The organism is Ramlibacter algicola, from assembly GCF_016641735.1.
GTDB lineage: Bacteria > Pseudomonadota > Gammaproteobacteria > Burkholderiales > Burkholderiaceae_C > Ramlibacter > Ramlibacter algicola.
In genome coordinates this window covers 1,878,697-1,896,079 of record NZ_JAEDAO010000001.1, presented here as the reverse complement: position 1 = coordinate 1,896,079, position 17,383 = coordinate 1,878,697, and the positions used below count along the sequence as shown (strand labels likewise).

At 68.8% G+C, this 17,383-nt stretch carries 20 protein-coding genes; 8 read left to right on the top strand and 12 right to left on the bottom strand.

The window, feature by feature from the left end; all coding sequences use genetic code 11:
- Window positions 1–121: 121 nt before the first annotated feature.
- Both I8E28_RS09225 and I8E28_RS09220 read left to right on the top strand, forming a co-directional pair.
- On the top strand, window positions 122–1,027 hold the full coding sequence (locus I8E28_RS09225; RefSeq protein WP_200787688.1) for a restriction endonuclease: 906 nt from the start codon (window positions 122–124) through the stop codon (window positions 1,025–1,027).
- Window positions 991–1,665 (top strand): cold shock and DUF1294 domain-containing protein, encoded by a 675-nt coding sequence (locus I8E28_RS09220; RefSeq protein ID WP_207794007.1) that lies wholly within the window; start codon window positions 991–993, stop codon window positions 1,663–1,665. Before I8E28_RS09225 ends, I8E28_RS09220 begins: the two co-directional genes overlap by 37 nt.
- 94 nt (window positions 1,666–1,759) lie before the next feature.
- Here I8E28_RS09220 and I8E28_RS09215 read toward each other — a convergent pair whose 3' ends face one another.
- From I8E28_RS09215 to I8E28_RS09200, 4 genes are all read right to left on the bottom strand, one after another.
- A complete protein-coding gene (locus I8E28_RS09215) occupies window positions 1,760–3,451 on the bottom strand; it encodes an ELWxxDGT repeat protein (RefSeq protein WP_200787687.1) in 1,692 nt (563 codons plus the stop codon).
- 123 nt (window positions 3,452–3,574) lie between these two features.
- Window positions 3,575–4,000, bottom strand: coding sequence for a YciI family protein (locus I8E28_RS09210; protein WP_200787686.1), 426 nt, complete (start codon window positions 3,998–4,000; stop codon window positions 3,575–3,577).
- A gap of 171 nt (window positions 4,001–4,171) precedes the next feature.
- Window positions 4,172–4,954: an alpha/beta fold hydrolase gene (locus I8E28_RS09205; RefSeq protein ID WP_338050751.1), complete on the bottom strand. Its 783-nt coding sequence runs from the start codon at window positions 4,952–4,954 to the stop codon at window positions 4,172–4,174.
- A 282-nt stretch (window positions 4,955–5,236) separates the two neighbouring features.
- A complete protein-coding gene (locus I8E28_RS09200; protein WP_200787684.1) occupies window positions 5,237–6,298 on the bottom strand; it encodes an alpha/beta fold hydrolase in 1,062 nt (353 codons plus the stop codon).
- 266 nt (window positions 6,299–6,564) lie between these two features.
- On the opposite strand from I8E28_RS09200, the gene I8E28_RS09195 reads away from it, so the two are divergent.
- A complete protein-coding gene (locus I8E28_RS09195) occupies window positions 6,565–6,918 on the top strand; it encodes a hypothetical protein (RefSeq protein WP_200787683.1) in 354 nt (117 codons plus the stop codon).
- Here I8E28_RS09195 and I8E28_RS09190 read toward each other — a convergent pair.
- Window positions 6,915–7,256 carry an NIPSNAP family protein gene (locus I8E28_RS09190; RefSeq protein WP_200787682.1) on the bottom strand — a complete coding sequence of 114 codons (342 nt, stop codon included), beginning with the start codon at window positions 7,254–7,256 and terminating at the stop codon, window positions 6,915–6,917. The genes I8E28_RS09195 and I8E28_RS09190 overlap by 4 nt on opposite strands.
- Before the next feature lie 172 nt (window positions 7,257–7,428).
- Between I8E28_RS09190 and I8E28_RS09185 the strand changes: the two genes are divergently transcribed.
- Entirely contained in the window at window positions 7,429–8,148 is a 720-nt protein-coding gene (locus I8E28_RS09185) for an ArsR/SmtB family transcription factor (RefSeq protein ID WP_200787681.1), read from the top strand.
- 7 nt (window positions 8,149–8,155) lie between these two features.
- On the opposite strand, the gene I8E28_RS09180 is transcribed toward I8E28_RS09185, so the two are convergent.
- From I8E28_RS09180 to I8E28_RS09170, 3 genes are all read right to left on the bottom strand, one after another.
- Window positions 8,156–8,563 carry a hypothetical protein gene (locus I8E28_RS09180; RefSeq protein ID WP_200787680.1) on the bottom strand — a complete coding sequence of 136 codons (408 nt, stop codon included), beginning with the start codon at window positions 8,561–8,563 and terminating at the stop codon, window positions 8,156–8,158.
- A 143-nt stretch (window positions 8,564–8,706) separates the two neighbouring features.
- Window positions 8,707–9,906, bottom strand: a complete 1,200-nt coding sequence (gene pncB, locus I8E28_RS09175; RefSeq protein WP_200787679.1) for a nicotinate phosphoribosyltransferase — start codon at window positions 9,904–9,906, stop codon at window positions 8,707–8,709.
- Between the two features lie 45 nt (window positions 9,907–9,951).
- On the bottom strand, window positions 9,952–11,046 hold the full coding sequence (locus I8E28_RS09170) for a bactofilin family protein (protein ID WP_200787678.1): 1,095 nt from the start codon (window positions 11,044–11,046) through the stop codon (window positions 9,952–9,954).
- Window positions 11,047–11,247: 201 nt separating this feature from the next.
- Between I8E28_RS09170 and I8E28_RS09165 the strand changes: the two genes are divergently transcribed.
- On the top strand, window positions 11,248–11,880 hold the full coding sequence (locus I8E28_RS09165) for a hypothetical protein (RefSeq protein ID WP_200787677.1): 633 nt from the start codon (window positions 11,248–11,250) through the stop codon (window positions 11,878–11,880).
- Window positions 11,881–11,980: 100 nt separating this feature from the next.
- Here the strand turns inward: I8E28_RS09165 and I8E28_RS09160 are convergent, their stop codons facing one another.
- Window positions 11,981–12,691: an SOS response-associated peptidase gene (locus I8E28_RS09160; RefSeq protein WP_200787676.1), complete on the bottom strand. Its 711-nt coding sequence runs from the start codon at window positions 12,689–12,691 to the stop codon at window positions 11,981–11,983.
- Between the two features lie 120 nt (window positions 12,692–12,811).
- Between I8E28_RS09160 and I8E28_RS09155 the strand changes: the two genes are divergently transcribed.
- The 3 genes from I8E28_RS09155 to I8E28_RS09145 are packed head-to-tail and all read left to right on the top strand — an operon-like array spanning window position 12,812 to window position 14,687.
- A complete protein-coding gene (locus I8E28_RS09155; RefSeq protein WP_200787675.1) occupies window positions 12,812–13,138 on the top strand; it encodes a winged helix-turn-helix transcriptional regulator in 327 nt (108 codons plus the stop codon).
- A complete protein-coding gene (locus tag I8E28_RS09150) occupies window positions 13,135–14,316 on the top strand; it encodes a fumarylacetoacetate hydrolase family protein (RefSeq protein WP_200787674.1) in 1,182 nt (393 codons plus the stop codon). Before I8E28_RS09155 ends, I8E28_RS09150 begins: the two co-directional genes overlap by 4 nt.
- Window positions 14,317–14,336: 20 nt before the next feature.
- The gene (locus I8E28_RS09145; RefSeq protein ID WP_200787673.1) at window positions 14,337–14,687 is read left to right on the top strand and encodes an FKBP-type peptidyl-prolyl cis-trans isomerase; all 351 of its coding nucleotides are present in this window, start codon (window positions 14,337–14,339) and stop codon (window positions 14,685–14,687) included.
- A gap of 101 nt (window positions 14,688–14,788) precedes the next feature.
- On the opposite strand, the gene I8E28_RS09140 is transcribed toward I8E28_RS09145, so the two are convergent.
- The 3 genes from I8E28_RS09140 to I8E28_RS09130 form a co-directional block, all read right to left on the bottom strand.
- The gene (locus I8E28_RS09140) at window positions 14,789–15,556 is read right to left on the bottom strand and encodes a LytR/AlgR family response regulator transcription factor (RefSeq protein ID WP_200787672.1); all 768 of its coding nucleotides are present in this window, start codon (window positions 15,554–15,556) and stop codon (window positions 14,789–14,791) included.
- Entirely contained in the window at window positions 15,553–16,635 is a 1,083-nt protein-coding gene (locus I8E28_RS09135; RefSeq protein ID WP_200787671.1) for a sensor histidine kinase, read from the bottom strand. The genes I8E28_RS09140 and I8E28_RS09135 overlap by 4 nt, the downstream gene beginning before the upstream one ends.
- 188 nt (window positions 16,636–16,823) lie before the next feature.
- Window positions 16,824–17,204, bottom strand: coding sequence for a RidA family protein (locus I8E28_RS09130; RefSeq protein ID WP_200787670.1), 381 nt, complete (start codon window positions 17,202–17,204; stop codon window positions 16,824–16,826).
- Between the last annotated feature and the right edge of the window lie 179 nt (window positions 17,205–17,383).

Below are 17,383 nucleotides of genomic sequence, written 5' to 3'. Positions count from 1 at the left end.
GCTGGGCTGTCGGTGGGCTGGGGCGGCGGGTGTCGGACGGGGCCAACGGGTGGCCTGTCCCGGTTTGGCTGCTGCTGGGGTGGCCCTCTAGACTCCAGGGAAAGTCGAGGGAGGCAGGACCATGGCGCGCAGAACGCCGAAGCAGAAGCATTTCTCCGGATTCATCAAGGACAAGGCCGTCAACTTGATGGTCATGTCAGGCGCGTTGTTCGGCGCGTCTCTGCTGCTGGGTGGATCCACGAACCCGATGCTGCGAGGTGTGGCCCTCGGGTTTCGGACACCAGTCCTCTACGCCCTCGCGCTCGCGGGTCTGTTGTGGGTGATCGGCCATCTCGCCCGGCCGAAAGACCAGCTGACTTCGGTCCCCAATCGAGCAGCGAAGGATCCGGAGTCCTTTCCCAACGTCGCGGCGGCACCAGGAAAACGGCTGGTCAATCGAGCTGACGATGCCGCCCAAGTCCCCGTGCCCGCACGAGCCTGGTCCGCCCAAGTGCTAGATGACATCGAGTGGAAGCGGTTCGAGACGCTCTGCGCCCAACTGTTCGCGCAGGCCGGTTTCGAGGCGAAGACCCAATCCCACGGAGCGGATGGCGGTGTCGACATCTGGCTGCATTCCCGCAATGCCGTCGGGCCAGTCACGATCGTCCAGTGCAAGCACTGGTCCAACAAGCCGGTGGGCGTGAAGGAGGTCCGCGAGTTGCTCGGCGTGATGACCTCGCACAAGCTGGCGCGAGGGACGTTCGCCACCTCGGGGATCTTCACGAAGGATGCAATGGAGTTCGCGAAGGCGAACAACATCCACACCCTCGACGGCGACGACCTGCTGGCACTGATCGCGAAGCGCACGCCGGAGCAGCAGGAAGCGTTGCTCCAGCACGCCTACGAAGGCGAGTACTGGCGGCCGACGTGCGCCAGTTGCGGAACGAAGTTGGTCGAACGAACGAAGCGCAACGGAGGCGCGAAATTCTGGGGGTGCGCCTCTTATCCACGTTGCAAGACGACGATGGCAATGAAGGCGACAGCGTGAAAGCCCAAGGATCCATCGTCCGGTGGGATGCCGCACGGGGCTTCGGTTTCATCCGCAGCGCGAGCAGCAGCGCCGACGTCTTCTTTCACATCCGCGACATGCGCCGAGGCGCATCCTTCACGCCGCAAGAAGGTGTGAAGGTGATGTTCGACGTGATCCACGTCGGCGGGAAAGGCCCGCGGGCGGTCGCCGTGCATCTTCCTGGCGATGCATCGCCAGCCCGCAGCAGGTCACCGCGATCCCGGCCGACGCGGTCGGCGCCCATCGAGATCAGCGGACTCCTGCTGCTCCTGGCCGTCGCCTACGCAGCAGCGATCGGTTGGGCAGTCTGGAGCCGGTTGATCCCGTGGTGGACCCTGGCTGTCGCGGTGCTCGTCAATCTCGCGACCTTCTTCGCCTACTGGCAGGACAAGCACGCGGCCGAGATCGGCCGTTGGCGGACGCCCGAGGCGACGCTGCACCTGTGGAGCCTCGCCGGCGGGTGGCCGTTGGCTCATGTCGCGCAGCAGGTGCTGCGCCACAAGTCGAGCAAGCAGGAGTTTCTGGCCGTCTACTGGACTTGCGTGGTGCTGCACCTCGCTGCGGTCGGCGCAGCACTGTGGCTTGCCGCGCATGGATTCCGGCTTTCGCCGGAATGACAAGGCGAGGCGGTGCTCGGCCGCCGCGTAGGACAAGCGCGACGAAGCCCCTGCGGGTGCCTCCACCCGCAGGGGCTTCAGGGACGCGCCGCCGTCAGAGCTTCCAGAGGCGTCCTTCGGTGGTCGTGAACTGCGCGCGGTACACGAGCGTCCCGTTCACGAGCACCGGCACCGGGTTGGGGACCTTGATGCCGAAGCCGTCCTGGCCCACCGGGTTGACGGTCGTCGTCGCGTTCGCGGGCTTCACTTCCACGGTGCCGGCCGTCGTCCCGTCGGTCTCCCACAGGTGGAAGTCGTTGAGCGCTGGCGCGGCGACGAAGTACGCCTTGCCGTTGTGGGCGACGACGTAGCCCGCACCGACGGTGGCGGTGTAGCTGCCCGAGGTCGGGTTGATGTTCTTCAACATCAGCGTCCCCGCGCCCGTGCCGTCGGTCACCCAAGGCTCGAAGCCATTGGTGCCATCCGTCCCCATGAACACGAGCTTGTTGCCGGCGACGACGACTGCCTTGCGTTCGAAGTCGTTGGCGTCGGGGCGAACCACGGCACTGACCTCCTTGGTCCCCGCGGTCGTGCCATCGGTGACCCACAGCGTGAAGGGATTGGGGCCTCCCAGCGCGCGGCCGGGGAAGTACCAGAGGCCGTTCATGGGCACCATCGCATTCGCGTTCGGGCCGAGGTCGACACTCTTGACCACCTGCGTGCCGGCCGCCGTGCCGTCGGTGGACCACATCGACTGCTGGGAACCGACACCCGGCTCATAGGCGAAGAGCACCAGCTTGTCGTTGATGACGTGGAAGTGCGACGGGTAGCTGTTCCCGTTGCCAGGCACGAAATCGAAGAACGGCTGCGTGCCGGCGATCGTGCCGTCGGTGCGCCAGAGTTCGATCCCGTTCGCCGCCGACTGCCACGTGAAGTACAGCTGGCCCTTGTAGACCTCCATGTCGAAGTCCAGCAGCACGCTGTCGCTGACGGTGTTGGTCGTCAGCTGGGCCAGGTCTCCCTGCGCGCCGGTGGTCGCATAGAGCTGCGCGTAGGCAGTGAAGGTGTTCGGCTGGTAGTACCAGGCGTAGAAGTAGAACTTGCCGTTGAAGAACGCACCCGCCTTGACGGTCGTGTCGGCGTTCGGGTTGGTGCCGGCCGGGTTCGGGTTGATGTTGGCCACCATGTACGTGCCCCCGGCCGTGCCGTCGCTCGTCCACAGCTCGCGCCCGTTCCCGTCATTGGCCGTGAAGTACAGGCGGTTGCCGTACACCCCGACCATGGAGATGTTCTCCGACGTGGCGGTGGTGATGTCCTTCAGCAGCTTCGTGCCGGCGTTGGTGCCGTCGGAGAACCACAGCGCGCCGGAAGCCGTCGCGTCGGAGCCGACGAAGAAGACGCCACCGCTGAACGCCGTGACCGACTGGATCGATCCGCCGCTGATCTCGCGCACGAGCTTCGTGCCGTCGATGGTTCCGTCGGTGACCCACAGCTGGTTGTGGTTGATGCTGCCGTCGCGGCCGATGAAGAAGGCCCTGGTGCCCGACACCGTGATCTGGTTCGGCTCGATGGCCTGCGTGCCCAGCTGCGCGACGCCGGCCGGCGTCGGCGTGGTGGTCGTGCCGCCGCCCGTGTTGGTGGTGGTGCCGGGCGTGCCGGTGGTGTCGGTCGATGGCGTGCCCGTGGCCGGGGCGCCGGCATCGGCGATGGCGTCGTCCCCGCCCCCGCCGCCGCAAGCCGCCAGGGCGGCGCTGGCTGCGAGGACGAGGATGCGGACCAACGCGCTCCACTGCGTTCGTGACTGCATGACTGCTCCTGTGATTCGTGCCACAACGTCGTGGCGCGCGGAGGATGCATGCAAACACGCGGTCGTCCCACCACCCAAACGGTGGGTCCCCCGCGAATGAGGGGTGGGCCACCCCGGGGTGCGTCAGTGCCGCGATTCCATCTCCTGCCGCAGCCGCTCTTCCTGCTCGCGCAACTCTGGCGTGAACGCGTCGCCGAAGTCCTCGGCCGCGTAGATCTGCCGGATCTCGATCTCGGAATCGCCGGGCATCGGGTTCGGGCACTTCTTCACCCACGCAATCGCTTCGTCCAGCGACTCGCACTTCCAGATCCAGAAGCCGGCGACCAGCTCCTTGGTTTCCGCGAACGGGCCATCGATGACGCGCCGGTCCTTGCCGGAGAACGCGACGCGCGCGCCGCGCGAACTCGGATGCAAGCCTTCGCCCGCTTCCATCACGCCGGCTTTCACCAGCTGCTCGTTGAACGCACCCATCGCCGCGAAATCCTCGGGCCGGGGCAGCACGCCCGCTTCGCTGTCCTTCGTCGCCTTCACCATCACCATGAATCGCATGTCGGTCTCCTTGAGGTTGGATGGGGCGGTGTTTCGTCCGCCCACATCTGCACGACGAACGAGAGCGGCGGGAATCGACAGCCGCTCGTCGCCTTTGTCATTGCGGGCTCGACCCGCAATCCGTGCTCGATCAGGCATGGATTCCGGCTTTCGCCGGAATGACAAGGCCCGTCAGAGCGACCGCAGGAACGCGGCGATCTGCTCGTTGACGGGCGCCGGGTGCGTGACCGGCGCCATGTGGCCGAGCTTGGACAGGTCGACGCGCCGCACGTTCGGCAGGGCGGGCACGAGCCGGTCGGCGACACAGCGCGACGATTCGGGCGAGCGGGCGCCCACCATGTAGAGCACCGGGATGCGCAGCGGGCGCAGGTCGTCCAGGGTCGCGGGTTCGGTCATCAGCGCGTGCGCCCAGCGGCGCACGTTGCGGCAGGACTCGACGATGGCTGGCCGTCGCTCGGCCGGCATGGCGTCGAAGCTGCCCGGGCCCATCCAGAAGTCGATGAAGGCGCGGGCCGCGCCTTCGGCATCGCCACGGTCCAGGCAGTCCGCAGCGCTGCGCACCGCGCTCTTGATGCCCTCCGTGCCGTTCGGCGGCGACGTGTCGCGGTCGACGAGCGAGAACAGCGTCGGCTCGTACACCGCCAGGCTGCGCACCAGCGCGGGATGCATCAGCGCGGCCTTGAACGCGATCGCCGCGCCGTACGAGTGTCCGACCAGGTGCACGCCGCCCTCGAGCAGCGGTTCGATCAGCTGCACCTCGTCCTCGAGCGTGATCTGCGTGGCCGACGACCAATCCGGCGTCTTGCCGGAGCCATACGAATCGACGGCCATGACGCGGAACGCATCCGCCAGCATGTCCATCAATCCGCGCCATTGGCCCGCGTGGCTGGCGTTGGAGTGCAGGCACACCACGGTGGGGCCGGTGCCGGCTTCGCGGACGTGGGGGCGGATCACGACGCGATCGTGTGCGGCTTCGGCCAGGATGGCAAGCCAGGTCCGGGTTCGGCGAGCCGGACACATCGTGTCACCCGATGGGTTCCCGTGGCCCGGCCCGAGGCGCTGCGCACCGCGGGCGCCGATGCGGACCGCGTCACGGTCGCTGCACCGTCGGCCGCGCGGGCCGACGGGCGCAGGGTGCCGTTGAAGCTGGAACTGGGGGCGCGCTAGCGGCGGCGCCCAGTGCAATCCATGCTCGATCCGGCATGGATTCCGGCCTTCGTCGGAATGACAAGGCGCTCAGTCCGCCCGCCGAGGCAACCCGCGCAGGAATTCACCCAACTGCTTGCTGTACCACTTGGCGCTGCCGGTGGTGCCGTGGCCGGCGGTCTGGTCGCTCGCGGGGATGAGGTAGTAGCGGCCGTTCTTCACGCGCTTCATCTCGCGGTCCATGATGCCGGTGGAGATCGGGTTGCGCTCATCGTCGGCGGCGTTGATGGCGAGCAGCTGGGCCTGGATCTTCTCCAGCCCGGGCGAGGCGTTGTAGTCGCCGGACGAAGCCCATTGGTACAGCACGTCGTTGGCGTCCGCCGGGAACGGCGCCTTCAGGCGTGCGTCGAGCAGCGCATCCGCCTTCTCGCGCGTCGGCGCCTGGCGGTATAGCGACTGGTCGCCGCCGCTGGTGGCGAACGCGAAGAACGTCGAAGCGAACTGCGCGCTCTTCGGCTGCCTGGTGTAGTTGCCGCCGTTCCACTCCGGATCGTTGGTGATGGAGTCGGTGATCAGACGGCGCAGGATCCAGTTGCGGCTGCTCATCTCGCTGGGCTGGCAGGCCATCGGCACCAGCGCGTCCATCTCGCCCGCGTACTTGCTGCCCCAGATCCAGGTGTGCATGCCGCCCATGCTGTTGCCCATCACGAGGCGCAGGTGCTTGATGCCCAGGCCTTCCTTCACCAGGCGGTACTGCGCGTCGACCATGTCCTCGTAGTTGTACCTGGGGAAGCTCGCGCGCATGCCGTCGGACGGCTTGGTCGACTGCCCGTGCCCGAGGTTGTCCGGGATGATCAGGAAGTACTTGCCGGCATCGAGCGGCTGCCCGGCGCCGTATAACTCGCCGGCGAAGGCCGGCGTGAGCATCGATCGCGCGCTGCCGGCAGTGCCGTGCAGCAGCAGGACCGGCTCGTTCTTCGGATCACCGATGGTCAGGTAGTGCATCCGCACCTCGGGCAGCACCTGCCCGGTGTGGAAGCGGAAGTCCTTGAGGACGAAGGTCCCGTCCTTCGGCGCGGGGTAGTCGGCCGCCCTGGCGGCGAGGGCGCAGGCCAGCAGCGCCAGCGCGACCAGGAATCGCATCACACGCATCGCTTGTCTCCTTGTTTTGTCGCCGCGCCGTTGCGTGCACGGCGCGGCCACTATGCGGATGCGGGCGCTGTCGAGTCAAACGCGGGGGGAGCTCTACCGGGAGCGTTTGTCATTCCGGCGAAAGCCGGAATCCATGCCTGGTCGACCATGGATTGCGGGTCAAGCGCGCAATGACAAGCACGGGAGGTTGTCATTCCGGCGAAAGCCGGAATCCATGCCTGTTCGACCGTCGATCGCGGTCAAGCCCGCAATGACAAGGAACGGCCATGGGCCTAGACTCGCGCGGCAGCCCCGACCACCCCATGCCCCGCTCCTATTCCGGCCATTTCCGCATCGCATGCATCGCGCTGGCTGGGCTCGCGCTGCTGCTCTTCCTGCTGTCGCTGTTGTTGCGCGGCTCGCCCGACGAGGACGTGCAGGCGTTCGCGCACGGCTGCCGCGCGGTGCTGCCGTGGGTGGCCGGCCTGGCGCTGATCAGCGGCCTGCTCGCCTATGCGCTGCGCCCGGGCGAAGACGTCGCGTCGCCGACGGGGGAGCCGACCGAGTTCTCGCCGGACGTCACCGAGTTCGGGCGCACCACGGTCATCGCTCCCGATCCGCAGGACGCTGCCGATCGCTAGCGCGTGGCCTGTGCCGGCGCGATGCAGGACGTGCCGGCCACGAGCGTGCACCACGTGCGCTCCTCGCGCAGGATGAAGCGCCGCTGCTGCGCCATCTCGAAGTTCGCACGGCCTTCCGGGTCGTCCTTCAGCCGCGCGCGGTACGCCTCGTAGGCCGCGAGGCTGTCGAGGCCGATCAAGCCCCAGGCGACGTCGTTCGTGCCCTCGTGCGGCAGGAAGTAGCCGAGCAGTTGCCCGCCGCAGCGGGGAATGATGCGGCCCCACGCCTGCGCGTACTCGCGGAACGCGTCGCGCTGGAACGGGTCGATCTGGTAGCGGATGAAGCAGGTGACTTGCATGGCGCCTTTCGAAGAACGCGGAAGCGGTGGATCCCCGCCTTCGCGGCGATGACGAAATCCGTCGTTCCCGCGGAGGCGGGAACCCATCGCTTCCATCTTCCGGCTGGGTCCTCCCTCATCGCTTCGCTCCCGAACGAAGCGTCCCCTCCCGCGCCTGCGGCACACTGCCTGCATGACCCCGAACCAGCTCGCCCGTGTCGCCGGCCTCGTCGGCGAGCCGGCGCGCGCGGGCATGCTGCTGGCGCTGATGGATGGCCGCGCGCTGACGGCGCACGAGCTCGCGACGGTGGCGAACGTCACACCCGCGACGGCCAGCCGGCACCTGTCCTTGCTCGTCGAAGGCGGCCTGCTGCGCATGGAGCAGCAGGGGCGCCACCGCTACCACCGGCTGGCGTCGGCCGACGTCGCGCGCGTGGTCGAGAGCCTGATGCAGCTGTCCGCGCGCACGCAGCCCGTGCCGCGCATCGCTACCGGGCCGCGCGATCCGGACATGCGCCTGGCCCGCACTTGCTACGACCACCTCGCGGGCGTCATCGCGGTGGCGATCGCGGATCGCCTGGTCGACGACCGCGCCGTGGTCGTGGAGGACGACACGGCCGTGGTCACCGATCGCGCGCCGCGGTCGCTTGCGAAGCTGGGACTGGATCTGGGGGCGATCGAAGCGCCGGACGGCGGCAAGCGCCCGGCGTGCCGTCCTTGCCTGGACTGGGGCGAACGCCGCATGCACCTGGCCGGCCGCCTCGGCGCCCTGCTCTGCTCGCATTGCCTGCAGCGCGGCTGGCTCCTGCAGAAGCCGGGCTCGCGCACCTTGAAGCTCACGCTGGCCGGGAGCGTGGCGTTCCGGGACTGGTTGGGGAACGAGCGCTGGGGGCGGGTGACCCGGTCAAGCTAAGACGTCTTCAGCAGCGCAGCTCGCGGTACTGCACGCGCAGGATCGCCATGTCGCCCTCTTCCTTCTCCGTCGGCGGCGCGCCCTTGGCGCGAAGGCTCGCCTCGCCGGCGCGGATGTGCGATTCCAGGTCCGCGCACTTCTCGCGAGTTTCGGGCGGCAGCACGGCGCGCGCGACCTGCCGGGCGCGGTCCTGCGGCGGCGGCGTGTGCTTGTCGAACGTGCGCGTCACGCGCGCGCCGCCCATCTGCACGCCGCCCGCGCACGCTGCGTGCGAGTACGAGCCGTTGCCGCACTTGTAGATCGGCTGCGTGACCGGCCCGGCGCTGGTGGGGTAGTCGTCCGCGATGGCGGTGCCGCACAGCACGAAGATCGTGCCGACGGTGGCGGTGGCGGAGAGGCGGCTGAAGGAGGTCATGGGGCCTCGCGAGAGAAGCGAATGGATGAGTCACATGCTGCCGCCTGCCGCAGCGGCGGCGCGGCGAAAGTGCAACCAAGCTCAGCTGTTCGCGTGCAGGCGTGACGGGTGTGACCGGGCGTTTCCGGTTCGTGGCGTCGGGGTCACACCTTGGAAACCCCGAACACCTGCCGCAGGTACGCGAGGAAGGTCTCGTCGCGGCTTTGCGTCTTGCCGGGCGTGTCCGCCAGCTTGGCCACCGACTGCCCGTTGGCGCGCACCAGCTTCATCACGATCTGGATCGGCTCGTGGCCGACGTCGTTGGTGAAATTGGTGCCGATGCCGAAGCCGGTCATGGCGCGGTCGGCCAGCGCGTCGTACAGCGCGAGCACCTTGGGGATGTCGAGCGAATCGGAGAACACCAGCCGCTTGGTGTGTGGGTCGATCCGCAGCTTCTGGTAGTGCGCGATCGCCTTCTCGGCCCACTGCATCGGGTCGCCGGAGTCGTGACGCAGGCCGTCGAACAGCTTGGCGAAGTAGAGGTCGAAGTCGGCGAGGAAAGCGTCCATGCCGACGACGTCGGTCAGCGCGATGCCCAGGTCGCCGCGGTATTCCTGCACCCAGCTCTCCAGCGCGGCGCGCTGGAAGTCGCGCAGCCGCACGCCCAGGGCCTGGAACGTCTGCAGGTATTCGTGCGCCATGGTGCCGATCGGCACGATGCCCAGGTCGCGGGCCAGCAGGACGTTGCTCGTGCCCTTGAAGAATTCCGGCAGCTCGTCGCGCAACGTGGTGACCACCTCGCGCTGCCAGGCGCCCGAGTAGCGGCGCCGCACGCCGAAGTCGAAGATCTCGAGCGGATGCGCGCGCTCGGGCGCGACGTCGACGGAGCGCAGCAGGTCGATCTTGGCGGTGAGACGCTCGCGGCCGGTGCGCAGTGCGGCCTCGGCGTCGAACCGGCGGAAGTACAGCTCGTTGACGATCGCCAGCACATGGATCTCGAAGTCCATCACGTGCACCTGCGGCCCGCTGGCGGTGATGCGCAGGTGCGGCCCGTCGGCGCTGGCCTGGATGAAGCGGCGCTGGAACTGGAACAGCCGCAGGAAGTCGACGAAGTCGCCCTTGATGAAGCGCAGCGACGACAGGTAGCCGAGCTCGTCGTCGGTGAAGCGCAGCGTGCACAGGTGGTCCAGCTGTTCGTCGACCTCGCCCAGCAGGTCGGACAGCGGGTACTGCGGCTCGTTGCGGCAGGTGAATTCGTACTCGGCGGTCGCCTGCGGGAAGCGATGCAGCATCGCCTGCCACATCGTGAACTTGTACAGGTCGTTGTCGAGCAGGCTCGTCAGGACGGGACAGAAAGCGGCCATGGCCGCAGCATCGCAGCAAAGCGCGCCCGCGTGGGGCGCGCGAGATCAGGCTGCGATGGGCCGGCCCGCGGGCGCGCCGCCCGACGACGGGCCGCCGGTGCGACGCCGGCGGATCTCGAGCGTGAAGGCGCCGAGGCCCGCGAGGAGGAACAGCGCCATCACGAGCCACCCGAGCACCGGCACGGTGCCGACGACCAGCACCGCGGCCAGCGCGATCGCAAACCACGCCAGCTGGCCGCTGACATGGAGCGGCTCGGCTTGCCGGAACATCGCGGGCAGCCGGTGCGCCAGCCCCAGCACGGCCAGCGCGAAGGACAGCAGCAGGATCACCGGCACGGCCGCGCCGAGTGCCAACGCGAACGGGATGCCGATGATGAGGATGCACAGCAGGATGAAGACGACCGGCAGCATCACCAGCACGACGAAGCCGAGGCCGACCATCGACGCAGGCGAGTCCGCGGTGCGGTCCGCCGCGCGGGCACTGAAGTTGGGCGCGAACCGCAGCAGCAGCGCGCCGACGACGAGTTCGAGGACGAAGAAGAAGACGCCCGAAGCGCGCCCGGGGCCCTGGATCGTGTACTTGCGCGACTCGCGCGCTTCGGCATCGTGGATGACGGCGCCGCCGACGACCGCGCCTTCGTCGCGGCGCAGTTCGGCGCCCGTGTAGCGCAGCAACCCGCCGATGCGCGCGTCCCGGCCGAGTTCGACCGAGCCCGCCCTCACCACCACGTCACCGCGGACCTGGCCGTTGATGGAGACCTTGCCGGCCGACACGTGCAGGTTGCCTTCGATGCGTCCGTCGACCTGCGCGTCGCCGGCGTAGACGCGGGCATCGCCGCCGATCACGGCTTCGGGCCCGATGGTCACGTTGCCACCCGCGGCCAGCACCTTGCCGCCGATCGTGCTGTCGACCATGACGTCGCCGCCGGCGACGCGCACGCGATCGCTGACCGGCGCGCGCACCTCCACCGTGCCGCCTGCCAGCATCGCGTCGCCGGTCACCGGCCGGTCGACGCTGACGTTGGCGCCGGCTGCGAACAGGTCGTTCACCTCGCCCTTGGCCGCGGCGAGCATCGGCACCGCCGCGAGCAGCAGCGCGCAGGCGAAGGCGCGAAGGGCATGGAGCGAGTGGGTCGGCATGGCGGAACTCCTGGAAAGGCCCCGACGATTCTAGGCGCCGGGCAGACCCCCCTCATCCGTGGCAATTGCCTCCCCTATCAGGCGTGCCCTTGTGTCATCGGCGCGACAAGGCCGACCCAAAGCAGCTGCCGGGCTTCATACTCCGAAAGGGACTCCAAGCAAGAAGAACGCCCCTGCGGCCCGGAGGATGCAATGAGCTTCATGGATCGCCTGTTGGGCCGGCCCGAGCCCAAACCGGCCAAGGCGGCGCAGCAGGCGCCGCGCCAAGGGCACCCGCAGCATTCGCAGCCTTCGACGCAGAACGCGGCCAACTCGCCGCAGTCGGTGCGCAAGGAGCTCGTGCGCGTCGCCGGCCGCGACACGCTGCAGCACAACGGCATCCCGGGCGAATGGGTCCGCGTCGAGCCGCTCACGATGGCCGCCCCGGGCCGCGATCCGGGCCTGCACGTGCGCATCGTGGTACTGCACTGGGACCCGCGGCTCATGCTGCACGCCGTTGCGCTGCAACAGAACCTGGTCAAGCGCATCGCGCTGCTCGACCCCGACTGCAACAAGTGGCTGATGGGTGCGTCCTGGCAGTTCGACCTGAAGGACGACAGCGACTGCCCGCCCCTGCCCCACCCCGGCAGCTGGACGGCCCCGCCGCCCGACCTGAGCCACGTCACCTCGCCGATGCCGGTGGGCGGCGTCGCCGACGTGATCGAGGGGCCGACGCGCATCCCCAAGGAAACCAATGCGCGCGAGGACCTCGAGCGCATGCTGGCCGAGCGGGACAAGGACTTCCAGAAGAGCGACCACGGCGGGTTCGAAAAGACCCAGCCGATGAAGTTCTAGCTCTCCGTCTTTCCCGCGGAGGCGGGAATCCACCGCTTCCATCTTCCTTCGGCTTCACCAGGGAAGCGATGGGTCCCCCGCCTCCGCGGGGACGACGAAGTCAATCGAACAAGCTCCCCGTCTCCGGCTTCGGCGGCCGCAGCGTCCGCACGCTGCCCGCCTTCGGCGCGCGCGGCGGCAGCGGCGAGGCTTCGGCCACCAGCGGTTTCTCCCACGCGCGGAAGTACGCCGGCGCGTCCTGCACGCGGCAGGTGAGCCAGTTGCCGTAGTCCTCGGGGTCGAGGATCACCACCATGCGCTTCTCGTCCTCGGGACGGTGGAAGCGCTTCATCAGCGGATGCTCGTCGGCATTGACGGTGAGCATCGCGAAGCTGAACACGTCGCGGCCTTCGGGATGGCGCCACTTCGCGTACAGCCCCGCGACGCCGAACGGCACGAAGCCTTCCTGGTAGATGGCCCAGCGCACGCACTCGCCGGTTTCCCAGTTGGGTTCGTAGATCGCCTCGCACGGGATGATGCAGCGCTGGCCCGCCGACCACGCATCGCGGAAGCTGGGCAGCCGCGCGACGGTTTCGCTGCGCGCGTTGTACGTGCGCCGGCCGAACGCGATCTCGGTGGCGAAGTGCGGCAGCAAGCCGAACAGGCCGTCATCGACCACGCGCTCGAAGCCGGACCCGTCTTCCGCGAGCCTGATGAACGGCGCCAGGCCCAGCGGCCAGGTGTCGGCCTGCGGGTCGTCGCGGTCGCGTTCGACGCCGAAGAAGGACAGCAGCCGGTCGCGCCGGCTGACCGGCACGTAGTTCGAGCACATGCAGGCATCCTACCCAAACGGGGGATGCACGCGGGTTTGCCCGCTATTGTTTGTGTAGCGGCGGTGTGCATACACTGCGCGTCCCGCCGTGCGGGATGTGGGCGGAGGAGCGCAGGCAAGATGAGTTCGAAGGACAGCCACGCGGCAATGCAGCAGTTGCTCGCGCTGCTGGAAGCGCGCTACGCGATCCGCGTCCTGTGGGCCCTTCGCGATGGCCATCCGCAGACGTTCCGCCTGCTGCAGGACAGCGTGGGCGGCATCACGCCCAACACGCTCAACACCCGCATCAAGGAATTGCGCGAAGCCGGCCTGCTGGGGCACGGCAGCGACGGCTACTGCGTCACCCCGGCCGGCGTCGACCTGCTCAAGCGCCTCTCCGACCTCCCCGCGTTCGCGACCAAGTGGGTCGCTGCCGCCAGCAAGAAGAAAGCCACTCCATCGCCATGAAGGACCTGCACGCCGCCCTCCACCCCGCCACCACGCTTCCCGAAGACGCCAACCGGGCCGTGCTCGTCGGCCGCGCCTGGATCGAAGGCCAGGGGGCCGTCCTCGTGCGCGTCACCCATGACACGGTCACCGACCTGTCGCACGTCGCGCCGACGATGAGCGCGCTGCTGGACCTGCCCTATCCCGCGGCGGCCGTGCGCGAAGCGAACGGTGCGCGCGTGGGCGACACGGCAACCATCCTCGCCAACAGCGCATTCGACGTGCGTGCGCCGCAGACGCCGTGGTTGCTCGCGCCCTGCGACCTGCAGGCGATCAAGGCTGCGGGCGTCACCTTCGTCAAGTCGATGCTCGAACGGGTGATCGAGGAGCAGGCGCGCGGCGATGCGTCGAAGGCCGAGGACGTGCGCAAGGCGGTGGTGTCGGTGATCGGCGAGAACCTGTCGGCAGTCGTGCCCGGTTCGCCGCAGGCGATGCAGCTGAAGGACGTGCTGATCGCCAAGGGCCTGTGGTCGCAGTACCTCGAAGTCGGCATCGGTCCCGACGCCGAGGTCTTCACCAAGTCGCAGCCCATGAGCGCCGTCGGCACCGGCGCCGAGATCGGCCTGCACCCCGCGAGCAGCTGGAACAACCCCGAGCCGGAGATCGTGCTGTGCGTCAACAGCCGCGGCGAAGTGCAGGGCGCGACGCTGGGCAACGACGTGAACCTGCGCGACTTCGAAGGCCGCAGCGCGTTGCTGCTGGGCAAGGCCAAGGACAACAACGGCAGTTGCGCGATCGGGCCGCTGGTGCGCCTGTTCGACGGCCAGTTCGGCATCGACGACGTGCGCCGCTGCGACCTTGCGATGCAGGTGCATGGGCCCGACGGTTTCGTGATGCAAGGGTCGAGCTCGCTGTCGATGATCAGCCGCGACCCGCTCGACCTGGTGGCCCAGGCGTGCGGGCCGGTGCACCAATACCCCGACGGGTTCGTGCTGTTCCTCGGCACGATGTTCGCGCCCACGCAGGACCGCCACGGACCGGGGCTGGGCTTCACGCATGAGGTCGGGGATGTCGTTACGGTGAGCACGCCCCTGCTCGGTACACTGGCCAACCGCGTGAGCACCAGCGACCGCATCCCGCCGTGGACGTACGGCGCGGGCGCGCTGATGCGCGACCTGGCACGCCGCGGCGTGCTCTGACCAACAAGGAAGTTCCCCGCATGATCACCACCCCCTCCGGCCTGCAATACGAAGACACCACGCCGGGCACCGGCGCCGAAGCCAAGCCGGGCCAGCATGTGCACGTGCACTACACCGGCTGGCTGTACAACGACGGCCAGCAAGGCGCGAAGTTCGATTCGAGCCGCGACCGGAACGACCCGTTCGCCTTCTCGCTGGGCGCCGGCATGGTCATCAAGGGCTGGGACGAAGGCGTCGCCGGCATGAAGATCGGCGGCAAGCGAACGCTGATCATCCCGCCGCAACTGGGCTACGGCGCCCGCGGCGCCGGCGGCGTGATCCCGCCGAATGCGACGCTGAAGTTCGACGTCGAACTGCTCGACGCTCACTGAGCCCTGTCATTGCGGGCCTGACCCGCAATCCATGCTCGATCAAGCATGGATCCCGGCTTTCGCCGGGATGACAAGCTCTCGCGGCCGGCGCTCGACGCCTGTCACATCCGCTGGAACAAGTGCAGGTAGCTGCGGCTCACGGGGAGCCGTTCGCCGCGGCCTTTCAGCGCGACTTCGCCGGCATCGTCGACGGCGGTGAACTGCGCTACGTGGCGCAGGTTCACGATCGCGGACCGGTGGATCTGCGCGAAGCGGGCGGGATCGAGCTCGCTGGCCAGGTCGCGGATCGTCTTGCGGATCACGGCCTCGCCCTCTTCCCACACCACCACCGTGTACTTGTGGTCGGCCTTCAGGTACACGACCTGGTCGACCGGGATCAGCCGCACCGTCGTGCCGACCGACGCCTTGATCCATTGCAGCCACGCGGGCTCCGTGCGGGTCCGCAGCATCGCGGCGAGCGACTGCAACACCTCGTCGGGCACCTGGGCGCGCTGCGACGATGCGATGCGCTGCTGCAGGCGGTGCACCGTCTCCGCGAGACGGTCCGGATCGACCGGCTTGACCAGGTAATCGACCGCGCCGCGCGCGAACGCCGCCACCGCGTACTGGTCGTAGGCGGTGACGAACACCAGCGCCGTGGCGCCTTCCATCTGGCGCGCGGCATCGATGCCCGTCAGGCCCGGCATGTGCACGTCGAGGAAGCAGACGTCGGGGCGGTGCTGCCGGAACAGGTCCAGCGCCTCCTCACCGTTGCGAGCGTGGGCGACGATGTCCAGCTGCGGCCAGAGGTCCTCGAGCAGGCCCGCGAGGCGCGTGCGCAGCAGCGGCTCGTCGTCGGCGATGAGGGCGGTGGGTCGGCGCGCGCTCATGCCTGCGCCGCCGGTGCGATGCGGATGCGCGCGCGCACGCCTTGCGGTTCGTGCTCGGCCAGCTCGAGCCGCGCGCGCGGCCCATAGAACACCGCCAGCCGCTGCCGCAGGTTGGCCAGGCCCGTGCCCTCGCCTGCCTTCTCGGACAGGCCGGCGCCGTCGTCGATCACTTCGAGTTGCACGGTGCCGTCACGCTCGGTGGTGCACAGGACCTCGACGCGGCCGCCGCGCACCGACGGGTCGATGCCGTGGCGAATCGCGTTCTCCACCAGCGTCAGCAGCGCCATCGGCGGGAACGGCAGGTCGCGCAGCGTGGGATCGAGCAGCGCGTTCCATTCCAGCCGGTCGGGCATGCGCATCTGCATCAGGTCCAGGTACGCGGTCACGAGGCGGTGCTCGTCGCCGAGCGTCGCATTGCGCTGCTCCAGCCGCGGCATCGCGGCACGCAGGTACGCGATGAGGCTGCGGAACACGGGGGCGGCGCGCGGCGAGCCGGTCTCGACCAGTTCCTGCACGTTGGCCAGCGTGTTCAGCAGGAAGTGCGGCTGGATCTGCGCCGTCATCAATCCAAGGCGTGCATCGGCTTCCTGCCGCTCGAGCCGCTCCTGCAGCAGGTCGGCCTTGAGCGCCTGCGCCTTGGCCAGCGCCTCGCGTTCGCGCACCAGGGCACCGAGGGCGACGAACACGCCGATGATCGCGGCGGCGAACGTCACCAGCCAGTAGCCACGCACGTGCGGCCGCGAGGCGGCGAAGGCGGCAAAGCTGCCGCCCGCGTTCATCACCTGCAGCAGCAGCGGCGCCATCAGCGCGGCGACGACGACCGCCAGCAGCTGCACGGCCCAGGGCGGCACCCTGCCGACACGGCAGCGCGCGGCGCCGGTGTAAGAGAACAGGATGACGATGCCGATGAACAGGAACTCGCCGAGCAACTCGACATAGCTGTTCAGCGTGAACGGCAGCAGCAGTGCCGCCATCCAGGCCGCGACCAGCGCGGTGATGGCGAGCGAGCGCCAGCTCGGGAAGGTGGCGCGCCAGCCCGGCTTCGTGGGCCGGTCGGTGTCCAGGGGGACGGAACTCATCGAGCGAGATTACGGGGCGGGCGGGCGCAGGGTCAAGGCAATCGGCGTGGCTCTGCGACGGGTTGCGGAAGGTCGGGGATGAACTGCGGGGCAAGAGGAGCCTTGTCATTGCGGGCTTGACCCGCAATCCACACGAAGGCGCGACAGCGCCGCATGGGCATGGATTCCGGCTTTCGCCGGAATGACAACTAGCGCTTGCGCGCCGTCACCTCCACCTCGAACTTCATCGCCGGCTCCAGCAGCCCGGCCTGCAGCATCATCGCCGCGGGCCGGACTTCGCCCAGGTGCTTCTGCAGCGTCGGCCAGCACTTCTCGAAATCGGCCCGGTCGGGCAGCACGTAGACGACCCGGACCACGTCGGCCCAGGAGGCGCCGGCCTGCTCCAGCGCGTGCTGGACGTTGCGCATGGCCTGCTCGCACTGGGCCTCGACGCTGCGGGGCAGCCGGCCGGCCTGGTAGTCGTAGCCGGTGGTGCCGGAGACGAACACCCACTCGCCGTCGACGACGGCGCGCGAGTAGCCGATGCGGGCCTCGAAGGCGGATCCGGAGCTGATGAGACGGCGCGGCATGGCGTGGTTTCCCTCCTGTCGAGCCGGCACTGTAGGGCATGGGCCGGCGGTCGCGTTGGTGGTCCATAGCCCTTCCGGGCTGGCTCAGCCTTTTTTCGCCTCGGCTGACAAAGTCGCCGCTTGAAAAGCACTAGGCTGCCCCAAGGTGGTCCCCGATTCCGAGCGTTCCCACCCCCAGA